The 20,188-nt window shown below is 60.3% G+C and carries 22 protein-coding genes; 8 read left to right on the top strand and 14 right to left on the bottom strand.

Translation table 11 applies throughout. The features are described from left to right. Positions 1-193: 193 nt before the first annotated feature. Complete coding sequence (gene rlmF / locus AC193Q_RS25190) at positions 194-1,213, top strand: 23S rRNA (adenine(1618)-N(6))-methyltransferase RlmF (protein ID WP_047292701.1); 1,020 nt, start codon at positions 194-196, stop codon at positions 1,211-1,213. 177 nt (positions 1,214-1,390) lie between these two features. On the opposite strand, the gene AC193Q_RS25185 is transcribed toward rlmF, so the two are convergent. Further along, positions 1,391-1,672 (bottom strand): HU family DNA-binding protein, encoded by a 282-nt coding sequence (locus tag AC193Q_RS25185; RefSeq protein WP_003221909.1) that lies wholly within the window; start codon positions 1,670-1,672, stop codon positions 1,391-1,393. A gap of 531 nt (positions 1,673-2,203) precedes the next feature. Here AC193Q_RS25185 and yejK point away from each other — a divergent pair. Then, a complete protein-coding gene (gene yejK / locus AC193Q_RS25180; RefSeq protein WP_483878945.1) occupies positions 2,204-3,208 on the top strand; it encodes a nucleoid-associated protein YejK in 1,005 nt (334 codons plus the stop codon). Next, positions 3,208-3,558, top strand: a complete 351-nt coding sequence (locus AC193Q_RS25175; RefSeq protein WP_121183814.1) for a glutaredoxin family protein — start codon at positions 3,208-3,210, stop codon at positions 3,556-3,558. The genes yejK and AC193Q_RS25175 overlap by 1 nt, the downstream gene beginning before the upstream one ends. A gap of 89 nt (positions 3,559-3,647) precedes the next feature. On the opposite strand, the gene AC193Q_RS25170 is transcribed toward AC193Q_RS25175, so the two are convergent. From AC193Q_RS25170 to AC193Q_RS25130, 9 genes are all read right to left on the bottom strand, one after another. Further along, positions 3,648-4,583, bottom strand: coding sequence for a glutathione S-transferase family protein (locus AC193Q_RS25170; protein WP_483878944.1), 936 nt, complete (start codon positions 4,581-4,583; stop codon positions 3,648-3,650). 84 nt (positions 4,584-4,667) lie between these two features. After that, positions 4,668-4,970 (bottom strand): GIY-YIG nuclease family protein, encoded by a 303-nt coding sequence (locus AC193Q_RS25165; RefSeq protein ID WP_047292696.1) that lies wholly within the window; start codon positions 4,968-4,970, stop codon positions 4,668-4,670. Positions 4,971-5,009: 39 nt separating this feature from the next. Beyond that, positions 5,010-5,480, bottom strand: a complete 471-nt coding sequence (locus AC193Q_RS25160; protein ID WP_483878943.1) for a nuclear transport factor 2 family protein — start codon at positions 5,478-5,480, stop codon at positions 5,010-5,012. A gap of 236 nt (positions 5,481-5,716) precedes the next feature. Beyond that, positions 5,717-7,003: a CynX/NimT family MFS transporter gene (locus AC193Q_RS25155; RefSeq protein ID WP_483878942.1), complete on the bottom strand. Its 1,287-nt coding sequence runs from the start codon at positions 7,001-7,003 to the stop codon at positions 5,717-5,719. After that, positions 6,993-7,652, bottom strand: a complete 660-nt coding sequence (locus AC193Q_RS25150) for a FadR/GntR family transcriptional regulator (protein ID WP_483878941.1) — start codon at positions 7,650-7,652, stop codon at positions 6,993-6,995. Before AC193Q_RS25150 ends, AC193Q_RS25155 begins: the two co-directional genes overlap by 11 nt. A gap of 233 nt (positions 7,653-7,885) precedes the next feature. Next, the gene (locus tag AC193Q_RS25145; RefSeq protein WP_003221897.1) at positions 7,886-8,650 is read right to left on the bottom strand and encodes an amino acid ABC transporter ATP-binding protein; all 765 of its coding nucleotides are present in this window, start codon (positions 8,648-8,650) and stop codon (positions 7,886-7,888) included. A 13-nt stretch (positions 8,651-8,663) separates the two neighbouring features. After that, positions 8,664-9,761, bottom strand: coding sequence for an amino acid ABC transporter permease (locus AC193Q_RS25140; RefSeq protein ID WP_095667440.1), 1,098 nt, complete (start codon positions 9,759-9,761; stop codon positions 8,664-8,666). A gap of 10 nt (positions 9,762-9,771) precedes the next feature. Next, entirely contained in the window at positions 9,772-10,953 is a 1,182-nt protein-coding gene (locus tag AC193Q_RS25135) for an amino acid ABC transporter permease (protein ID WP_047292689.1), read from the bottom strand. 65 nt (positions 10,954-11,018) lie between these two features. Beyond that, positions 11,019-12,050, bottom strand: a complete 1,032-nt coding sequence (locus AC193Q_RS25130) for an amino acid ABC transporter substrate-binding protein (RefSeq protein ID WP_047292688.1) — start codon at positions 12,048-12,050, stop codon at positions 11,019-11,021. A 468-nt stretch (positions 12,051-12,518) separates the two neighbouring features. Here AC193Q_RS25130 and AC193Q_RS25125 point away from each other — a divergent pair, with 468 nt between their 5' ends. From AC193Q_RS25125 to AC193Q_RS25105, 5 genes are all read left to right on the top strand, one after another. Next, the gene (locus tag AC193Q_RS25125; protein ID WP_483878940.1) at positions 12,519-13,175 is read left to right on the top strand and encodes an alpha/beta hydrolase; all 657 of its coding nucleotides are present in this window, start codon (positions 12,519-12,521) and stop codon (positions 13,173-13,175) included. Positions 13,176-13,271: 96 nt separating this feature from the next. Next, positions 13,272-14,744, top strand: coding sequence for an ATP-dependent RNA helicase RhlB (gene rhlB, locus AC193Q_RS25120; RefSeq protein WP_047292683.1), 1,473 nt, complete (start codon positions 13,272-13,274; stop codon positions 14,742-14,744). Positions 14,745-14,880: 136 nt separating this feature from the next. Further along, positions 14,881-15,825 carry an ornithine cyclodeaminase family protein gene (locus AC193Q_RS25115; RefSeq protein ID WP_095667441.1) on the top strand — a complete coding sequence of 315 codons (945 nt, stop codon included), beginning with the start codon at positions 14,881-14,883 and terminating at the stop codon, positions 15,823-15,825. Between the two features lie 135 nt (positions 15,826-15,960). Continuing rightward, complete coding sequence (locus AC193Q_RS25110) at positions 15,961-17,088, top strand: NAD(P)/FAD-dependent oxidoreductase (RefSeq protein ID WP_483878939.1); 1,128 nt, start codon at positions 15,961-15,963, stop codon at positions 17,086-17,088. Positions 17,089-17,180: 92 nt separating this feature from the next. Next, the gene (locus AC193Q_RS25105) at positions 17,181-17,807 is read left to right on the top strand and encodes a helix-turn-helix transcriptional regulator (protein ID WP_047292678.1); all 627 of its coding nucleotides are present in this window, start codon (positions 17,181-17,183) and stop codon (positions 17,805-17,807) included. A gap of 124 nt (positions 17,808-17,931) precedes the next feature. Here the strand turns inward: AC193Q_RS25105 and AC193Q_RS25100 are convergent, their stop codons facing one another. The 4 genes from AC193Q_RS25100 to moaC all read right to left on the bottom strand — a co-directional run bounded on the left by AC193Q_RS25100 (position 17,932) and on the right by moaC (position 20,147). Continuing rightward, positions 17,932-18,708, bottom strand: coding sequence for an ABC transporter substrate-binding protein (locus AC193Q_RS25100; protein ID WP_047292677.1), 777 nt, complete (start codon positions 18,706-18,708; stop codon positions 17,932-17,934). A 270-nt stretch (positions 18,709-18,978) separates the two neighbouring features. Next, complete coding sequence (moaE, locus tag AC193Q_RS25095; RefSeq protein ID WP_218441496.1) at positions 18,979-19,431, bottom strand: molybdopterin synthase catalytic subunit MoaE; 453 nt, start codon at positions 19,429-19,431, stop codon at positions 18,979-18,981. Positions 19,432-19,434: 3 nt separating this feature from the next. Then, the gene (gene moaD / locus AC193Q_RS25090; protein ID WP_047292675.1) at positions 19,435-19,677 is read right to left on the bottom strand and encodes a molybdopterin converting factor subunit 1; all 243 of its coding nucleotides are present in this window, start codon (positions 19,675-19,677) and stop codon (positions 19,435-19,437) included. Continuing rightward, positions 19,674-20,147, bottom strand: coding sequence for a cyclic pyranopterin monophosphate synthase MoaC (moaC, locus tag AC193Q_RS25085; protein ID WP_007972660.1), 474 nt, complete (start codon positions 20,145-20,147; stop codon positions 19,674-19,676). The genes moaD and moaC overlap by 4 nt, the downstream gene beginning before the upstream one ends. Positions 20,148-20,188: the final 41 nt, after the last annotated feature.

The raw sequence follows: 20,188 nt of genomic DNA, 5'->3' as shown, positions 1-20,188 counted from the left end.
GCCTCCCTTTTTTATTCCAGAACACCAATCCCCTGTAGGAGCTGCCGAAGGCTGCGATCTTTTGACTTTGATTTTTTTAAAAACAAGATCAAAAGATCGCAGCCTTCGGCAGCTCCTACATGCGTTCGGCGCATGACTCATCAATGTGGGACAATACCCGCCACTTTCAGCCATACCCGAATCGATCACACCCATGAACGCCCCCCGCACACCCAAACCTGCGCGCAACAAGCCTGATGCCGCGACCCCGGCCAAAGCCGTCGAGCCGCGTGAAAAGGCCAGCCTGCACCCGCGCAATCGCCATCAGGGCCGCTACGACTTCCCGGCGCTGATCAAGACCACGCCGGAACTGGCGAAATTCGTGATCACCAACCCGTATGGCAAGGAAAGCATCGATTTCGCCAGCCCCGACGCGGTGCGCGTGTTCAACCGGGCGCTGCTCAAAGCGTTTTATGGGATCGAGCATTGGGACATCCCGGCCGATTACCTCTGCCCGCCGGTGCCGGGCCGTGCCGATTACGTGCACTTTCTCGCGGACCTGCTGGCCAGCATGAACGACGGCAAGGTGCCGCGCGGCGCGATCGTGAACGTGCTGGACATCGGCATGGGCGCCAACTGCGTTTATCCGCTGATCGGCAACAGCGAATACCGCTGGCACTTCCTCGGCTCGGAAATCGACCCGACCGCCGTGGCTGCCGCCCGAGCCATCGTCCAGTCCAACGGGCTGAACAAGGTGATCCAGCTGCGCCAGCAGGAGAACCGCAAGCACATCCTGATTGGCTTGCTGGAGCCGGGCGAGCGCTTTGACCTGACCATGTGCAACCCGCCGTTCCACGCCTCGATGGAAGAGGCGACCAAGGGCAGCGAGCGCAAATGGCGCGCACTGGGCAAGGCTGATCCGAAACGCAAACTGCCGGTGCTGAACTTCGGTGGTCAGTCTGCCGAGCTGTGGTGTGAAGGCGGTGAAGCGCGTTTCGTGACGCAACTGATCGCCGAGAGCGCGAACTTCCAGCACAAGGTGCTGTGGTTCAGCACCCTGGTCTCGAAAGCCTCGAACCTTCCGGCCATCGAAACCGCCCTGAAAAAGGCCGGCGTGCTGGAAAGCCAGGTGGTGGAGATGTCGCAGGGGCAGAAACAGAGCCGCTTCGTGGCGTGGACCTTCCAGACCAAGTCCGAGCAGCAGATCTGGCGTCGCGAGCGCTGGGTTCGCTGATTCTGTAGGAGCTGCGGCACGCTGCGATCTTTTGATCCTGCTTGAAAACAAGATCAAAAGATCGCTGCCTCGTTTCACTCGACAGCTCCTACAGGGCGGCGTAACGCCTTGCCAAATCGCAGGCACAAAAAAACCGTGCCCGGATCGCTCCGGTGCACGGTTTTTTATCGCTGCGTCTTACTTGTTCACAGCGTCGGTCAGGCCTTTGGCCACAACCAGCTTGATCACTTTCTTGGCAGGGATTTCGATGGCAGCGCCAGTCGAAGGGTTACGGCCAGTGCGGGCAGGACGCTCGGTCACTTTCAGCTTGCCGATACCTGGCAAGGTGATTTCGCCGCCGTTTTCCAGCTGATCGGCAACGATTTGGCCCAGTTGGTCCAGAGCGTTACGCGCGGTGGTTTTCGGCGCGTCGATAGCTTCAGCGATGTCGGCGATCAGTTGGTCTTTAGTAAGAGCCATGTAGTGTTCCTTCCCTATCAAATTCATATGGATTGCAGAGTGCAGTGTCAGCCATCGAGCCCGATCTTCTGGATCTGGCACCCTCGGCGATAACCACGACGAGTCGGGTTATAGATACCGAAATCAGGGTTTGGTTCGACCTGACAAATGCTGATTGCACGCTTAACGCAGTGACTTCGCGTAAGACCGGGCAAAACTAGCACAGAGACGGGGAAATATCCGCCTCTAGCTACCCATTTGGTCAGGTTTATTGCTCTAAATCGGTAAAAAACTGCATAAGCACAGGCGCTTGCCCCGGATTTAGCCTTCAACCCCGTGATTACGCGACCACGGGCCACAATTTTCAAGTCATCCCCCATTCATGTAGGAGCTGCCGAAGGCTGCGATCTTTTGACTTTGATTTTTCAAAAACAAGATCAAAAGATCGCAGCCTTCGGCAGCTCCTACAGGGAGCCTCGGATGGAGTTTGCGGTACACTGGGCGCTTTTTCGGGGGAGCCCGCCCTCCTCCCTTCCACCAGCCGAGAAGCCCATGCCGATCCGTCATTGCATCGTCCACCTGATCGACAAAAAACCCGACGGCACGCCCGCAGTTCTGCACGCCCGCGACTCCGAACTGGCTGAGTCCGCGGCCATCGAGAACATGCTTGCCGACCTCAACGAGAGCTACAACGCCAAGCAAGGCAAAGCCTGGGGCCTGTTCCATCCGGAATCCGGCGCGTTTCCGTTCAGCGGCTGGCTGAAGGAATACATGGAAGGCGGCCAGAACTTCACTGCGTTCAGCAAAGTCGCGGTCGAGCATCTGCAGAAACTGATGGAGGAATCGAACCTGTCGGTCGGCGGCCACGTGCTGTTCGCCCACTATCAGCAAGGCATGACCGACTACCTGGCGATCGCCCTGCTGCACCACAGCGAAGGCGTGGCGGTGACCGACGAGCTGGACGTCACCCCGTCGCGTCATCTCGACCTCGGCCAACTGCACCTGGCGGCGCGGATCAACGTCTCCGAGTGGCAGAACAACAAGCAGTCCAAGCAGTACATCTCGTTCATCAAGGGCAAGAACGGCAAGAAGGTTTCGGAGTACTTCCGCGACTTCATCGGCTGCCAGGAAGGCGTCGACGGCCCTGGCGAGACCCGCACCCTGCTCAAGGCCTTCAGCGACTTCGTCGAGAGCGAAGACCTGCCGGAAGATTCCGCTCGCGAGAAAACCAAGACTCTGGTCGATTACGCCAGCAGCCAGGCCAAGCTCGGCGAGCCAATGGGCCTGGAAGAGCTGTCGGAGCTGATCGACGAGGAGCGCCCGAAGGCCTTCTACGATCACATCCGCAACAAGGACTACGGTCTGTCGCCGGAAATTCCGGCGGACAAACGCACCCTCAACCAGTTCCGCCGCTTCACCGGCCGCGCCGAAGGCCTGTCAATCAGCTTTGAAGCGCACCTGCTGGGTTCGAAGATCGAATACGACGAAGAGGCCGGTACCTTGATCATCAAGGGCCTGCCGACCTCGCTCACCGATCAGCTCAAGCGCCGCAACTGATGCTGGGCAATGTGCTGAAGAAGGTTGCGCTGGTTCTGCTGGTGGTGGTGATCTATCAGAACTGGGGCAAGATCGAGCGGGTGTTCAACCCGTCGCAGATGGTTTCTGAGCAGACGCGGGCGCAGGCCCGTGTCGTGCTGTATGCCACCGACTGGTGCGGCTACTGCAAGCAGACAAAGCGTTTTCTCGACAGCAAGGGGATTGCTTTCCGGGAATTCGATATCGAGAAGGACGCCGAGGCGCGTAAAGCGTATGAGGCGCTGGGCGGGCGCGGGATTCCGCTGATCGACGTGAATGGCACGTTGATTCGCGGATTCGACCCGGACGAAATCCTCGCTGCCCTGCAGTAACAGCAAGATCAAGATCAAAAGATCGCAGCCTTCGGCAGCTCCTACATGAGATCGGTGTGGGAGCTGCCGGAGGCTGCGATCTTTTGCTTTTAGCGGGCTTCGATGCGGAAACCAAAGCGCGGGAAGTGCACGTGCACCACGCCGCCACGCGGGTCTTCGCGGCGCAGGATCAGCTCTTCGCGGCCAGCAAACAGCAACTCGCCTTCCACCGGATCCACCCCGTAGTCAATGGCAGCAATCGCCACCTGCTGCCCGGCCGTGAACCCGTTCGGATCGACAAACTGCTCATCCGGCAACGCCGCCGGCGTCGAGGTGCGCGCCACTTGCAGCGCCTCCTCGGCGCTCATTTCGCTCGCGGCGCCATGGCCAAAGCCCAGCACACGCCCAAGCCAGGCCGTCACGGCCGGATATTCATCGACCAACGGCGCAGTGACGTGCGTCGCCTTGAGGAACCATAGCGGATGCGCCAGGGCGAAGTCGGCAATCGACGGCTCACCGAACAGAAAGTCGCCCTGCTCGCGCTGCAACTGCTGCTCCAGGCGCGACATGATCGTTGGCCATTGGTGTTTGGCCTGTTCGGCCGGCAACCGCGTGGCGCTGCCACCACTGAACAGACCGGCACGGTCAGCCATGAACGCCTTGATCGCTTCCGGCGGCAACTTGCCGAAACGCACCGCCACCGATTCTGGCTGGAACACCAGGCTGACCGCATGCTGGAACACCACCGAATCGGCCCATGCCGCGAAGCTGACACTGATCATTTCCTGACCTTCCGGAAAAAACGCCGGCAGGGCTTTTTCCTGCTCCAGGCGACGGGCGATCAACGAGGTGTCGCAATAGATGTCGGCGCCGACCTGCAACACCGGAGTCTTGCGGTAGCCGCCAGTCAGCGCGGTCAGATCCGGCTTGGGCATCACCGGCGAGATGTGCACCGAGCGCCAGGACAAGCCTTTGAAGCCCAACAGCAGGCGAGCCTTTTCGGCAAATGGAGAGGTCGGGTAATGATGCAGAATCAACTCGGACATGCTCGGCTCCGCCGCACAGAAAGTGAATCGGCAGCTTAGCGTGCATTTGATTAGCAGCCTACAGATCTGGCTGATGGGAACCGATCAGTCAGATTGATAAGACGCGACCAGGCATTCCTTGGCGCTTTTGCGCAGCTTCTTGATCAAGCGTTCCTGGCGCAACGCATCGCTCTTGTCGCGGCAACGTTCGGTGTAGACCAGCGCCATCGCCGGGCTGGACAGGAAGAAGCGCGCGCCCTTGCCGCTCTGATGCTTGGCAAAGCGCCGCACCGGATCGTCGCTGATCCCGCAATACAGCGAGCCGTTGGCCGCGCGCACGAGATAGACGAACCAGGATTTGCTCACGGGTTCGACAACATCAACCGGTTTTTCGCTGAGGCTGGTCACTTCGGGATCTGGACGTGCAGGAAACAGGCCGCGATCTTATCAGCGACCGGCCTGAAATGCCTTCAGCCCTTTCAGCGCCTGTGCGCGAACGGCATTGCGCACCAGCGATGTCCAGCCCAGCAGCAAGCCCTTGAAACCCAACGCCTGACGCGACCAGCGCCACAGGTCGAAGTGATCGTGATGCTCGCAGATCTTGCCGTCACGAAAGACGAAGCGCGCCTGAATATCGTTAATCACCACGTTGCCGGTCTGGCTGAACAGATACGTCGCCACCCAGTGCGCGCCACCGCTGCGCTCGTCGGCGCGGACATTGTCGAAGGTCAGGGAGAAGTCCTTGGCGCGAGTGGTGAGCATGCGCCACATGTCCCCGGCATCGCGCCCGCGCAACTCGCCGAAGGCCGGATCGCTGAACACCACGTCATCGGTGTAGCACGCGGCCATGGCCTCGGCGTCGAGGCGCTGGAAGGCCTGGTAGAAGCGGGTGATCAGGGCGGCGTGGGCTTCGCTCATGGGCAAACTCCGGGAAATGGACAGATTGCCAGCACGATAAGCTGCAAATCGCAGAAACACTATCGGCATTCGCAAAGCGAATACCACGCAAGATTTAAAGCACCGCAAAAACTGTGGGAGCGAGCCTGCTCGCGAAGAAGCCGGCACATTCAACATGATCGGTGCCTGAACCATTGTCTTCGCGAGCAGGCTCGCTCACACATGGGATATCACTGGCCCCAAAAAAGGGTTACGCGTCAGATCTTTTCGCTTTGCACTTGCACGTACAGCGCCCGGCCGGCACCAAGGCCGGCAACGATCGCACCGGTGCCGATGATGCCGAAAATCCAGCCCACGGCATTCCAGCCGCCAGTCCAGTCATGCACCACGCCGACGGCGAACGGCCCCATCGACGCCAGGGTGTAGCCGAAGCCCTGGGACATGCTCGACAGGTTCGCTGCCACATGCGAGTCCCGCGAGCGCAGCACGATCAGGGTCAGCGCCAGACTGAACGTACCGCCCTGCCCCAGCCCCAACAGAATCGCCCAGCCCCACAGCCCTTCAATCGGCGCATACAGGCAACCGAACAGACCGCCGAGGGTCAGCGCCATCACCACCACGATCGCCAGACGCTGATCCTTGCCCCGGGTCGCCAGCCACGGCGCCGCGAGGGAGCTGGCGAGCTGGATGATCACCGAGCCGGACAGCACCAGGCCGGCCTGGGTCGGAGTCAGACCACGACCGATCAGGATCGACGGCAACCAGCCGAACACGATGTACGCCAGCGACGATTGCAGGCCCATGTACAAGGTAACTTGCCACGCCAGCGGATCGCGCAGCAGCCCACGCACCCGATAGGCAACGTTGTGCGCGCCGTGTTTCTGCCCGACTTGCGGCAGCCAGAACAGCGCCGCCACCAGCGCCGGAATCACCCAGAAGCCCAGGCCCAGTGCCCAGCTGTTATCAAAGTGCTCGCTCAACGGCACAGTCGAACCCGCTGCCATTGCCGCGCCCAGGCACAGCGCCATGGTGTACACGCCGGTCATGGTTCCGGCGTGTCTGGCGAAGTCGCGTTTGACAATGCCCGGCAGCAATACACCGATGATGCCGATGCTCGCGCCACCAAGCACGCTACCTGCAAACAGCCCGATCTCACCGAAGTTGCTGCGCACAATGATCCCGGCGGCCAGGGTCAGCAGAATCCCCAGCACCACCCGTTCAGCGCCGAAACGCCGCGCCAGAATCGGCGCCAGCGGTGCGAACAAACCGAGGCACAACACCGGCAGCGTGGTCAGCAGACCGGCCTGCGCCGCAGACAGGCCAAGGCTTTTCGACACTTCGCTGAGCAACGGCGCCATGCTCGACAGTGCCGGGCGCAAGTTGAGCGCCACCAGAATCAGCCCCAGCAGCAACAGCCACGGCCGACGCACCAGCGGATGGCTTTGCTGTACTTGTTCGTCGTCAGCCTCGGCATCGATCAGCAGCTCTTCGAGCTCCGCCGTGCGCTTGGGGGTTGAAAAGTTTTTCTCGCTTTCAAGGTTCATTGATCAACTGCCTCGATATGGCTTTGGCCCGTTCCGGGTCGCGTTGTTCGACGGCATCGAGCAACTCGATGTGCAGGTCGAACACTTCCTGACGGCGCGGGACGATGTTCAGCGTCTGGCGCAATTGCGCGCCGACGATGCTGGAGAAATAGCGATACAACTCGCTGAGGGTGGGGTTGTGCGCGGCGTCCACCAGACGGCGGTGGAACACCAGATCGCAGGCAATGTAAGTGTCGAGATCACCGTGGTAATGACTGCCACTGGCGCCAAGTGCCTCGCGCAGTGCGACCAGATCCTCATCGGTACGACGCAGCGCGGCCAGACCAATCGCCTCGACTTCGAGGATGTGGCGGGTTTCCCGCGCCTGCTCCAGCGAGCAACGGGACAACGCCTTGAGCGTGTCCATCGGATCCACCACCGCGCGCAAATAACTGCCGTCGCCCTGCCGGATTTCAATCAACCCGGAAAACGCCAGCACGCGCATGGCTTCACGCACGGTGTTGCGGCTGATGCCCAGTTCGGCGCACAGCTCAGGCTCGGTGGGCAGCCGTTCGCCAACCTGCCACACGCCATCGGTGATGCGTTGGCGCAACTGATCCAGGGCCTGATCGACCAGGGATCGCTTGATCAAAGGTGAGGTGTCTGTCATGAAATTCGCCCTTTCATCCAATCATAGGATGAATTTTCTGACATCTTAGTCAGCTGGCCGGGTTCATACAACCCCGTGTAGGAGCTGCCGCAGGCTGCGATCTTTTGATCTTGTGTTTAACGATCAACATCAAAAGATCGCAGCCTGCGGCAGCTTCTACAGGGGAAAAATGAAAATCGCGGCAAAAGAAAACCCGGCACAGGGCCGGGTTTGGTTTGCACGTCCGCTTGGGATCAATGCAGGATCTGACTCAGGAACAGTTTGGTGCGGTCATTCTGCGGGTTGTCGAAGAAGTCGTTGGGCGCTGCCTGCTCGACGATTTCGCCTTTGTCCATGAAGATCACCCGGTTGGCCACGGTGCGGGCGAAGCCCATTTCGTGGGTCACGCAGAGCATGGTCATGCCGTCTTCGGCGAGGCCGATCATGGTGTCGAGCACCTCTTTCACCATCTCCGGGTCGAGTGCCGAAGTCGGTTCGTCGAACAGCATGATTTTCGGTTTCATGCACAGCGCGCGGGCGATCGCTACACGCTGTTGCTGACCGCCGGACAACTGCCCCGGGAATTTATGCGCCTGCTCCGGGATGCGTACACGCTCCAGGTAATGCATGGCGATTTCCTCGGCCTTGCGCTTGGGCATCTTGCGCACCCACATCGGCGCCAGCGTGCAGTTCTGCAGGATGGTCAGGTGCGGGAACAGGTTGAAGTGCTGGAACACCATGCCGACTTCGCGGCGGATCGCTTCGATCTGCTTGAGGTCGTTGGTCAGCTCCACGCCATCAACCACGATGCGGCCCTGCTGGTGTTCTTCCAGGCGATTGAGGCAGCGGATGGTGGTCGATTTGCCGGAACCCGACGGGCCGCACAGAACGATACGCTCGCCCTGTTTGACGTTGAGGTTGATGTCCTTGAGCACGTGGAACTGGCCGTACCACTTGTTCACGCCCTGCATCTGGATAATGCCTTCAGGGCCCACAGGCTTTTTGATTGCTTCGCTCATTTACAAAGAACTCCTAACGCTTGTGGCCAGTGTCGAGCTTGCGTTCCAGATGCATGGAATAGCGCGACATACCAAAACAGAAAATCCAGAACACCAGGGCGGCGAACACGTAGCCTTCGGTGGCCATGCCCAGCCATTTCGGATCGGCAGCGGCTTGCTTGACGCTGTTGAGCAGGTCGAACAGGCCGATGATGATCACAAGGCTAGTGTCCTTGAACAGCGCAATGAAGGTGTTGACGATGCCCGGGATCACCAGCTTCAGGGCTTGCGGCAGAATCACCAGACCCATGGCTCGCCAGTAACCGAGGCCCATCGCCGCAGCCGCTTCGTACTGCCCTTTGGGGATCGCTTGCAGACCGCCGCGCACCACCTCGGCGACGTAGGCCGACTGGAACAGAATCACCCCGATCAGCGCCCGCAGCAGCTTGTCGAAGTTCATGCCCTCGGGCAGGAACAGCGGCAGCATCACCGAGGACATGAACAGCACCGTGATCAACGGCACGCCACGCCAGAACTCGATGAACGTCACGCAGACCACGCGAATCGCCGGCATGTTCGAGCGACGGCCCAATGCCAGAATGATCCCCAGCGGCAACGCGCCGGCGATACCGACGGTGGCGATCACCAGGGTCAGCATCAGACCGCCCCACTGACTGGTCGCCACAGTGTCGAGGCCGAACACGCCGCCGTGCAGCAGGCACCAGGCAACGATCGGGTAGATCACCAGGAAGCTCAGGCCGTACACCGCTTTGCGCGGGAAGCGCGAGATGAACAGCGGCGCCACGCCGAGCACTGCCAGCCACACGGTCAGGTCTACACGCCAGCGCAGTTCCACCGGGTAGTAGCCGTACATGAACTGGCCGAAACGCTGCTGAATGAACACCCAGCAGGCGCCGTCCTTGGTGCAGTCGGCGCGGGTGGTGCCGACCCAGTTGGCGTCGAGGATCGCCCAGCTGAGGATTGGCGGCACGACGAGATAGATCAGGTAAAACGCAAACAGGGTCAGCAGGGTGTTGAGCCAGCTGGAGAACATGTTGGCGCGTATCCATGCCATCGGGCCAAAAACCTTGGCCGGCGGTGGCATGTCGGGTTTGAAAGTATGGGTTGTCATGCGCGTTTCCTCACCGCTCGATCAGCGCAATGCGCTTGTTGTACCAGTTCATCAGCAGGGAAATGCTGATACTGATCGCCAGGTACACGCTCATGGTGATGGCAATGACTTCGATCGCCTGACCGGTCTGGTTGAGCACGGTACCGGCGAACAGCGAAACCATTTCCGGATAACCGATACCGGCGGCCAGCGACGAGTTCTTCGCCAGGTTCAGGTATTGGCTGGTCAGCGGCGGAATGATCACCCGCAGGGCTTGCGGAATGATCACCTTGCGCAGGGTCGGGCCGTTACGCAAGCCGAGCGAACGCGCCGCTTCGGTCTGGCCATGGCTGACCGACTTGATCCCGGAACGGACGATTTCCGCGATGAATGCTGCGGTGTACACAGTCAACGCCAGGGTCAAGGCGAGCAGTTCCGGGATCAGCACCCAGCCGCCGACGAAGTTGAAGCCCTTGAGTTGCGGCATTTCCCAGTGCAGGGGTGCACCGAAGATCAGCGTGCACAAGGTCGGGATCACCAGCAGGATCGCCAGGCCGGTCCAGAACTTGTGGAATGGTTCGCCGGTGTCTTCGAATCGCTTGTTGGCCCAGCGGCACATCAGCACGATGGCGACGATGGCCAGCACCACGCTGATGAAGAATGCCCAGAAGCCGTCAGCCATCTGCGCGGCCGGCATGTTCAGGCCCCGGCTGCTGACAAAGAAGGTGTCACCGAAGTTGTGGCTGTTACGCGGTCCCGGCATGGTCAGGAACACCGCGAAGTACCAGAACAGGATCTGCAGCAGCGGCGGAATGTTGCGGAACACTTCCACATACACGGTCGCCAGTTTGCTGATGATCCAGTTCGGCGACAGCCGCGCCACACCGATGATGAAGCCCAGCAGGGTCGCCAGGATCACGCCGATGAAGGTCACCAGCAGCGTATTGAGCAGGCCGATCACGAACACCCGCGCGTAACTGTCCGCTTCGGTGTAGGAGATCAGGTGTTGAGCGATGCCGAACCCGGCACTGCGCTCGAGAAAGTCGAAACCGGACGTGATGCCCCGGTGTTGAAGGTTGGTCTGGGTGTTATCAAACAGATACCAGCCCATGGCGACCACCGCCACGACAGTGATGATCTGAAACAGCCACGCACGCACTCGCGGATCGCTGAGGCTGAACCTCTGCTTTGGTGCGCCGATTGAATTTTGCATGAAGTGCCCCGGAAAAAATGGAACAGAACATCACCCGGCGGTTGGCCCGCCGGGTGATAGAACCATTAGCGCACTGGTGGTGCGTACTGAATGCCGCCGTTGGTCCACAGCGCGTTCAGGCCACGGTCGATTTCCAGCGGAGTGCTCTTGCCGAGGTTTTTCTCGAAGATTTCACCGTAGTTACCGACCTGCGAAACGATTTTCACAACCCAGTCCTTCGGCAGTTTCAGGTCCTTGCCGTATTCACCGTCAGCGCCCAGCAGACGAGCAACGTCCGGGTTCTTGGTGGATTTGGCTTCTTCCAGCACGTTTTTCGAGGTCACGCCGGCTTCTTCGGCGTTCAGCAGCGCGTAGCCAACCCAGCGAACGATCGCCAGCCACTCGTCGTCGCCATTACGCACGACCGGGCCCAGTGGTTCTTTGGAGATGGTTTCCGGCAGTACCACGTAGTCTTTTGGCGAGGCCAGCTTGCTGCGCTGTGCGTACAGCTGCGACTTGTCGGAGGTCAGCACGTCGCAACGACCGGATTCCAGCGACTTGGCGCTTTCATCGGAGGTGTCGAAGGTGATCGGGGTGTACTTCAGGCCGTTGGCGCGGAAGTAGTCGGAGACGTTCAGTTCGGTGGTGGTACCGGCCTGGATGCAGATGGTTGCACCGTCCAGTTCCTTGGCACTTTTCACGCCCAGCTTGTTGTTGGCCAGGAAGCCCACGCCGTCGTAGTAAGTGATGAAGCCCGGGAATTTCAGGCCCATGCCGGCGTCACGCGAGCTGGTCATGGTAGTGTTGCGCGAGAGCAGGTCGATTTCGCCGGACTGCAGCGCGGTGAAGCGCTCCTTGGCGTTCAACTGGCTGAACTTGACCTTGTTGGCGTCGCCGAACACGGCAGCGGCCACAGCGCGGCAAACGTCAGCGTCGATCCCGAGAATCTTGCCCGAAGCGTCCGGCACCGAGAAACCCGGCAGACCGTCGCTCACGCCGCATTGCACGAAACCTTTCTTCTGCACGGCATCCAGGGTTGCACCCGCCTGAGCGAACCCGCTGACGCCGAGTACTGCTGCAGCAGTCACGACCGCCAGAGTGGATTTCAACATCTTCATTCAAACCTCCAGTTTTGCTCTTGTTGTGTCGGAGCTTGAGTCCAGTCGCACCCTTTTGAGGCGTTGTTGACCCGTGTTGGCTTTTTTTGGGGTCAACCGACGTAAGACCTTCGCTATGAGTCTAGTAGGAGAAAATCCACATCATGGACAACTCACTTCTCACCAGTCGGCCGAACGGGCTGTAGCCCTTTCACGTTCGCGTTGCCCGTAGCGGCCATTGGCGAACATCCATCACCGGATTCTTTGCAATCCCTTCGCACGACGTACACTGATAGTGTTACCGCAAGGCGTAGGACGCTTCATACAGAATCCTCCATAGCAAAGCCCGTACCACACCGCTTGCTGAAGCGGTTGCGCGACAGGTCAATAGCAAAACTTGTAGCCTTGCGACATCTTGTTAACGGATCGACCGGGCGCGCACGCAAATCACGCACTTATTGAGAGCGCCCGCACATTTTTGGAGCAGCCATGCACGAGCCCCTGATTCTTCAACCCCAAAAGCCCGCAGACGCCTGTGTGATCTGGCTGCACGGTCTCGGCGCGGATCGCTATGACTTCCTGCCAGTGGCTGAAGCGCTGCAGGAAAGCCTGCTGAGTACGCGCTTCGTATTGCCGCAAGCGCCAACCCTGCCCGTCACCATCAACGGCGGTTACGCGATGCCGAGCTGGTACGACATAAAAGCAATGAGTCCGGCGCGGTCGATTGACCGTGAGCAGTTGGAAGCGTCGGCGGATCGCATCATCGAATTGATCGAAAAGGAGCGCGCCAGCGGAATAGACGCCTCGCGGATTTTTCTCGCCGGGTTTTCCCAGGGTGGCGCCGTTGTGCTGCACACCGCTTATATAAAGTGGCAAGGCCCGTTGGGTGGTGTACTCGCCCTGTCCACCTATGCCCCGACCTTCACTCACGAGATGGAGCTTTCAGCCAGTCAGCAGCGCATTCCAGCGCTGTGCCTGCACGGTCAATTCGACGGCGTGGTGCAGAACTCGATGGGGCGCAGCGCCTATGAGCATTTGGTGAAGCATGGTGTCACCGTGACATGGCAGGAATACCCAATGGAGCACGAAGTGTTACCCGAAGAAATTCGCGACATCGGGGTCTGGCTGGGTGAACACCTGCGTTGATCGTTTCAGTTCGAACGTCCCTTTGATCATCCCACTACGCCGAGCCCGCTTCTTGCATTACACTGGCCGGCGTACATTCCTTAACCAATTGATGAGATGACCGTGCTCAAAGCACTCAAGAAAATGTTCGGTAAAAGCGAGGCTGAGCAGCTCGCGCCAGTCCCCAGTGCGCCGTCGCACGCCCCCGGCCCTCGCAGTGAAGCGCCCAAGGTTGAACGTCCGGCTCCGGTAGCGACACCCAAGCCCGAGCCGAAACCCGCCAGCGCCGCCGAACCTGCCCGCGCCGAAGCGCCGAAACCGGCCCGTCCGCGCCGCGAACCGAAGCCCAAGGCACCGGTCATCCCCTGGAAACTCGAAGACTTCGTCGTCGAGCCACAGGAGGGCAAAACCCGCTTCCACGATTTCAAACTGGCTCCGGAACTGATGCACGCCATCCAGGACCTGGGCTTCCCGTACTGCACGCCGATCCAGGCGCAGGTGCTGGGTTTCACCCTCGCCGGCAAAGACGCCATCGGCCGCGCGCAGACCGGCACCGGCAAGACCGCCGCGTTCCTGATCTCGATCATCACCCAACTGCTGCAGACCCCGCCGCCGAAAGAACGCTACATGGGCGAACCCCGCGCACTGATCATCGCGCCGACCCGTGAGCTGGTGGTGCAGATCGCCAAGGATGCGGCCGACCTGACCAAGTACACCGGCCTCAACGTGATGACGTTCGTTGGCGGCATGGACTTCGACAAGCAGCTCAAGCACCTCGAAGCACGCCACTGCGACATCCTCGTCGCCACACCGGGCCGTCTGCTCGACTTCAACCAGCGCGGCGACGTGCACCTGGACATGGTCGAAGTGATGGTGCTCGACGAAGCCGACCGCATGCTCGACATGGGCTTTATCCCGCAAGTGCGGCAGATCATTCGCCAGACTCCGCCGAAGTCCGAGCGTCAGACCCTGCTGTTCTCCGCGACCTTCACCGAAGACGTGATGAACCTGGCCAAGCAATGGACCACCGATCCGGCAATCGTCGAAATCGAAGTCACCAACGTGGCCAACGAAAACGTCGAGCAGCACATCTACGCGGTAGCCGGTGCGGACAAGTACAAATTGCTGTTCAACCTGGTCAACGACAACGGCTGGGAGCGCGTGATCGTCTTCGCCAACCGCAAGGACGAAGTGCGCCGCATCGAAGAGCGTCTGGTACGTGACGGCATCAACGCTGCGCAACTGTCCGGCGACGTGCCGCAGCACAAGCGCATCAAGACCCTGGAAGGCTTCCGCGAAGGCAAGATTCGCGTGCTGGTGGCCACCGATGTCGCCGGTCGTGGCATCCACATCGACGGCATCAGCCACGTGATCAACTTCACCCTCCCGGAAGTCCCGGACGATTACGTGCACCGCATCGGCCGTACCGGTCGCGCCGGCGCCGATGGCGTGTCGATCAGCTTCGCCGGTGAGGACGACTCGTACCAGTTGCCGTCGATCGAAGAGAAGCTCGGTCGCAAGATCAGCTGCGAAACACCGCCGACGCACCTGCTGCGCGCAGTCGAACGCAAGCGTCCGCAGCCGCAGTAAACGACCCGAAAGCAAAAAGCGCAGCCGGCAACGGACTGCGCTTTTTTTTGCCCGACGTTTTCACCAGGCGCTTGCGATAGATAACTAAAAGTCCATAATGGACAAATAAGTTTATATCCAGACCGCGGAGCCTGACATGTCCAGTACACCCTACGTGATCGACCACACCCAGGCCCGCGAGCTGCTGGCGCGCATTGACGTGCCGCAGATCCTGCGCAAACTGTTTCGCGACCTTGCCGCCGGCCACGCCGTACAACCCGCGCAGCAACTGGTGGAGTTCCCGCAGGGCGCCGGCGACTTTATCAACTACCTGGGCGTGCTGGCCGAGGACGGTGTGTACGGGGTCAAGACCTCGCCGTACATCGTCCGCGAACAAGGGCCGCTGGTGACGGCGTGGACACTGTTGATGTCGATGCAAACCGGCCAGCCACTGCTGCTGTGCGACGCCGGCGAACTGACCACCGCACGCACCGCTGCGACCACCGCCGTTGCTGTCGATGCCCTCGCCCCGCTGAATGCCACACGACTGGCGATCATCGGCAGCGGCAAGGTTGCCCAGGCGCATCTGCATTACGTGAAAGGGCTGCGCGACTGGCAGCGCATCAGCGTGTACTCACCGAGCCTGTCTGAAGACGCTGAAACCCGGGCGCTGCTGAAAGAGATCTACCCCGGGTTGAACATTGCCGACAGCCGCGCAGCCGCCCTCGCCGAGGCCGACGTGATCATGCTCTGCACGTCATCTGCCGGTCCGGTCATCGACCCGGCCAGCTTGAGCAAACCGGCACTGATCACCTCGATCAGCACCAACGCCCCCCGCGCCCATGAAGTACCGCCAAAGACTCTGGGCGACATGCAGGTGTTCTGCGACTATCGGCTGACCACGCCGGGCTCGGCGGGTGAAATGCTGATCGCCGCCGAGCAGCATGGCTGGAACAAGGATTTGATCATCGGCGACCTGGCCGATCTGCTCAGCGAGAAAGTGCAGCGCCCCGGTTACGACCGTCACGTGTTCTTCCGTTCAATCGGCCTGGGCCTGGAAGACATTGCGCTGGCCAATGCTATTTATCACCTCAAGCACTGACACCTCGATCCCTTGTAGGAGCTGACGAGTGAAACGAGGCTGCGATCTTTTGATTTTCAAAAGACAAGATCAAAAGATCGCAGCCTCGTTTCACTCGTCAGCTCCTACAGGATTCCAGATAAATTGGGAGATTTCATGAGCCAGGCAGATTTCATCATCATCGGCGGCGGGATTGCCGGCGCTTCCACCGGTTTCTGGCTGTCGCGCCACGCCAAAGTGATCGTGCTCGAACGCGAATCACACCCGGCCTATCACTCCACCGGACGTTCTGCGGCGCTCTATACCGCCGCCTACGGCACGCCGCAGGTGCGCGCGCTGACGCTGGCCAGCCGTGAGTTTTTCGACCATCCGCCGAGCGGCTTTTGCGAGCACCCATTGCTCACGCCACGCGGCGAAATGACCGTGGATTTCACCGGTGACGCCGCCGAACTGAACAATCAGTACCTCAGCGCCAAAGCCACGGTGCCAGAGATGCAATTGCTCAGCGCCGATGAAGCCTGTGCCCGTCTGCCGATCCTGCGTCGGGAAAAAGTCCATGGCGCGATCTACGACCCGACCGCCAGCGACATCGACACCGACGCCCTGCATCAGGGCTACCTGCGCGGTATCCGCCGCAACAACGGCCAGGTGCACACCGATTGCGAAGTGCTGGGCCTGCGTCGTGACACTGACGGCCAGTGGCAAGTGCAGACCAACGGTCAGACCTTCAGCGCGCCGGTCATCATCAACGCCGCCGGCGCCTGGGCCGACAAGATCGGCGCACTGGCCGGTGCACAAGCGCTGGGCCTGCAACCCAAGCGCCGCGCGGCGTTCATTTTCGCCGGTCCCGAGGGCGTAGACATTCATCGCTGGCCGATGCTGGTCAGCCTCGATGAGTCGTTCTATATGAAGCCCGACGCCGGGATGTTCCTCGGTTCGCCGGCCAACGCCGACCCGGTCGAACCCCACGATGTGCAGCCGGAAGAGCTGGACATCGCCATGGGCATCTACCAGATCGAAGAGGCCACGACCCTGACCATCCGCCGCCCGACCCGCACCTGGGCCGGTTTGCGCAGTTTTGTCGCCGACGGTGATCTGCTCAGCGGTTTCGATCCGCAGGTGCCCGGGCTGTTCTGGGTCGCGGCTCAAGGCGGTTACGGTATTCAGACCTCACCGGCCATGGGCCAGGCCAGTGCGGCATTGGTACGCGGTGAAGCCTTGCCTGAACATCTGCAGCAGTTCGGCCTGAGCAGCGCCATGCTCTCCCTCGCAAGGCTCGGCTAAGACCCTTGGCGGATGACGCGCCCAACGGATTGCGGCACACTCGCAGCGCCCCCGTGCACGGGTGCGTTGACGCCGCCTGGAGCTCCACAAACATGACCGCCCCCGAATTCGATCCGGCACTGGATAATTTCCGCGCCATCGCCGACGCCATCGCCACGCTGTTCTTTCCCCACGCCGAAGTGGTGCTGCACGACTTGCGCACGCAGAAGGTCGACTACATCGCCAACAACTTGTCCAAACGCGAGATCGGCGACGATTCATCGCTTGAAGACATGCTCAGCGAGGAGGTCAGTGAGCGCAACATCGGTCCGTACGAAAAGCTCAATTGGGACGGCCAGAAGATACGCAGCCTGAGCACGGTGCTGCGCGACAGCGAAGAGCGGCCACTGGCGGTGCTGTGCATCAACCTGAATATTTCGTTGTTCGAGAATGCCAAGGCTGCGCTGGACCTGTTCCTGTCACCGAGCAAACTGATCCCGCAGCCGGATTCACTGTTTCGCGATGACTGGCAGGAGCGCATCAACACCTTCCTCCACGCCTGGCTGCGCGAGCGCCAGCTGAGCCTGAATCTGCTGACTCGCGACCACAAGCGCGAACTGGTGCTGGCGCTGCACGCCGAAGGCGCGTTCAAGGGCAAGAGCGCCTCGAACTATGTGGCCAACGTGCTGAACATGGGGCGGGCGACGGTGTACAAGCATTTGAAGGAATTGAAGGGCTGAAGATCTGCATTGGCATTTCCGGCCCCATCGCTGGCAAGCCAACTCCCACAGTTTTTTGGGTGTACACAAAATCTGTGCACGACTCGGTCGCTGTGGGAGCTGGCTTGCCAGCGATAGCGGACTGTCAGTCGCCGTAGATGTCGGACTTGAAATACTTCTCGGAAATCTTCTGATATTCGCCGCTGGCACGAATCCCGTCGATGGCCGTATTCAACTGGCTGACCAGTTCGGTATTGCCCTTGCGCACCGCAATCCCCGCGCCTTCGCCCACGTACTTCGGATCCTTCAGTTCTGGCCCGACAAACGCGTAACCCTTGCCGCGTGGCATCGACAGGAAGTCGGTCAGCGGAATGGTGTCGGCAAAAATCGCATCGAGCCGCCCTGCTGCAAGGTCCATGTAGATTTCTTCGTTATTGCCATAGCGCTTGACGATGATGCCCTTGGGCTCGAACACCTCGGTGGCATACCGGTCGGTGGTGGTCGCACGCTGCACACCGACGGTCTTGCCCTTGAGGCTGGCGTACTGGTCATCGACCGTGGCGCCTTCCTTCATCACCAGCCGCGACGAAGTGAAGTAGTACTTGTGGGTGAAATCCACCGACTTCTTGCGGTCTTCGTTGATGGTCATCGACGACAGCGCCATGTCGATTTTCTTCACTTTCAGCGAAGGGATCAGGCCATCGAACTCACCCTCGACCCATACGCACTTGACCTTCATCTGCGCACACAGGGCGTTGCCGATGTCGTAGTCGAAACCGACGATCTCGCCCTTGTCGGTTTTCGAGGCGAACGGTGGATAAGCGGCCTCAATGCCGATGCGCAGGGCTTTCTCAGCGGCAAAGGAATGGGTGCACGCCAACAGGCTCAGGGCCAGACCGGTGATGAGGGGGAGTTTCTTCATGTTCGTTCTCTCGCGGGTTGTTGTTGGTTTGGCAAGACAGAAGAAAAGAGCTGGAAAGGGGAATGCCTTTTTTTGTACTTATAAATCCATATTGGACTCGCACGTACAAATCGTCAATTAGCTGAAGAAAGGTATTTGGTGTTGCGGATGGCCTAATCGCCGGCAAGCCATCTCCCACAGGGTTCAGAGGTGTACATGAATATGTGCATGACACAAAACACTGTGGGAGCTGGCTTGCCAGCGATGACTGACTAGAGGGCGATGCAGTAATTACTTCTTCCAGCGATCCGCCGCAGCATGATCACTGTCACGCCCTTCCACCCAACGCGGGCCATCGCTGGTGTTTTCTTTTTTCCAGAACGGCGCGCGGGTTTTCAGGTAGTCCATGACAAAGGCGCAGGCGTCGAATGCCGCCTGGCGATGGGCGCTGGCCGCGCCGACAAACACAATCGGCTCGCCCGGCTCCAGCGCGCCGATGCGGTGCAGCACTTCCAGCTTCAGCAGCGGCCAGCGCTGCTCAGCCTCGATGGCGATCTTGCCAAGGGCTTTTTCGGTCATGCCCGGATAGTGTTCGAGGAACATGCCGGCCACATCCAGCCCGTCATTAAAGTCGCGCACGTAGCCGACAAAACTCACCACCGCGCCAACGCCGACATTCGCCGCGTGCATCGCGTTGACTTCAGCGCCGGGATCGAACGCCGTGGACTGCACACGAATCGCCATCCGTCAGCCTCCGGTCACGGTGGGAAAGAACGCCACCTCGTCGCCGTCGCTCACCGGTTCGTCGAGCTGGCACAGGTCTTCGTTGCGCGCGCACATCAGGTTCTGCTCGCTCAAGACCTCGGCGCCATCGCGTTGCGCGAGCAGCGTACGGACATCGTCGACCGTGGCGAAATCGCCTTCGACCTTGACCGAGTCCACGCCCAGCGCTTCACGGTAACGGGCAAAGAATTTAACCGTCAGTTTCATGGTTGCTCCGCCTGAAAATGCCCGCTCTTGCCGCCGACCTTTTCCAGCAAACGCACGCTTTCGATGGTCATGCCCCGGTCCACCGCTTTGCACATGTCGTAAATGGTCAGCGCGGCAACGCTGGCAGCGGTCAGTGCCTCCATCTCCACGCCGGTCTGCCCGGAGAGCTTGCAGCGGGCGACGATGCGAACGCTGTCGTCGCCTTCAGCACTGAGCTCGACCTTGACACCGGTGAGCATCAGCGGATGGCACAACGGGATCAGATCGCTGGTTTTCTTCGCGGCCTGAATGCCGGCAATGCGAGCGACGGCAAACACGTCACCCTTGGGGTGGCCGCCGCTGACGATCATCTGCAGGGTTTCGGGCAGCATGCGCACCAGCGCCTGGGCGGTCGCCTCACGGAATGTCACGGCTTTTTCGGTGACGTCGACCATGTTGGCGCGACCTTGGGAATCGAGATGAGTCAGCACGGGATTACTCCTGATCAGGAGCGTGGATTGTAAACCTGTGG

Source organism: Pseudomonas sp. F2, assembly GCF_057174385.1.
This window is presented reverse-complemented; position numbering and strand designations above follow the sequence as displayed.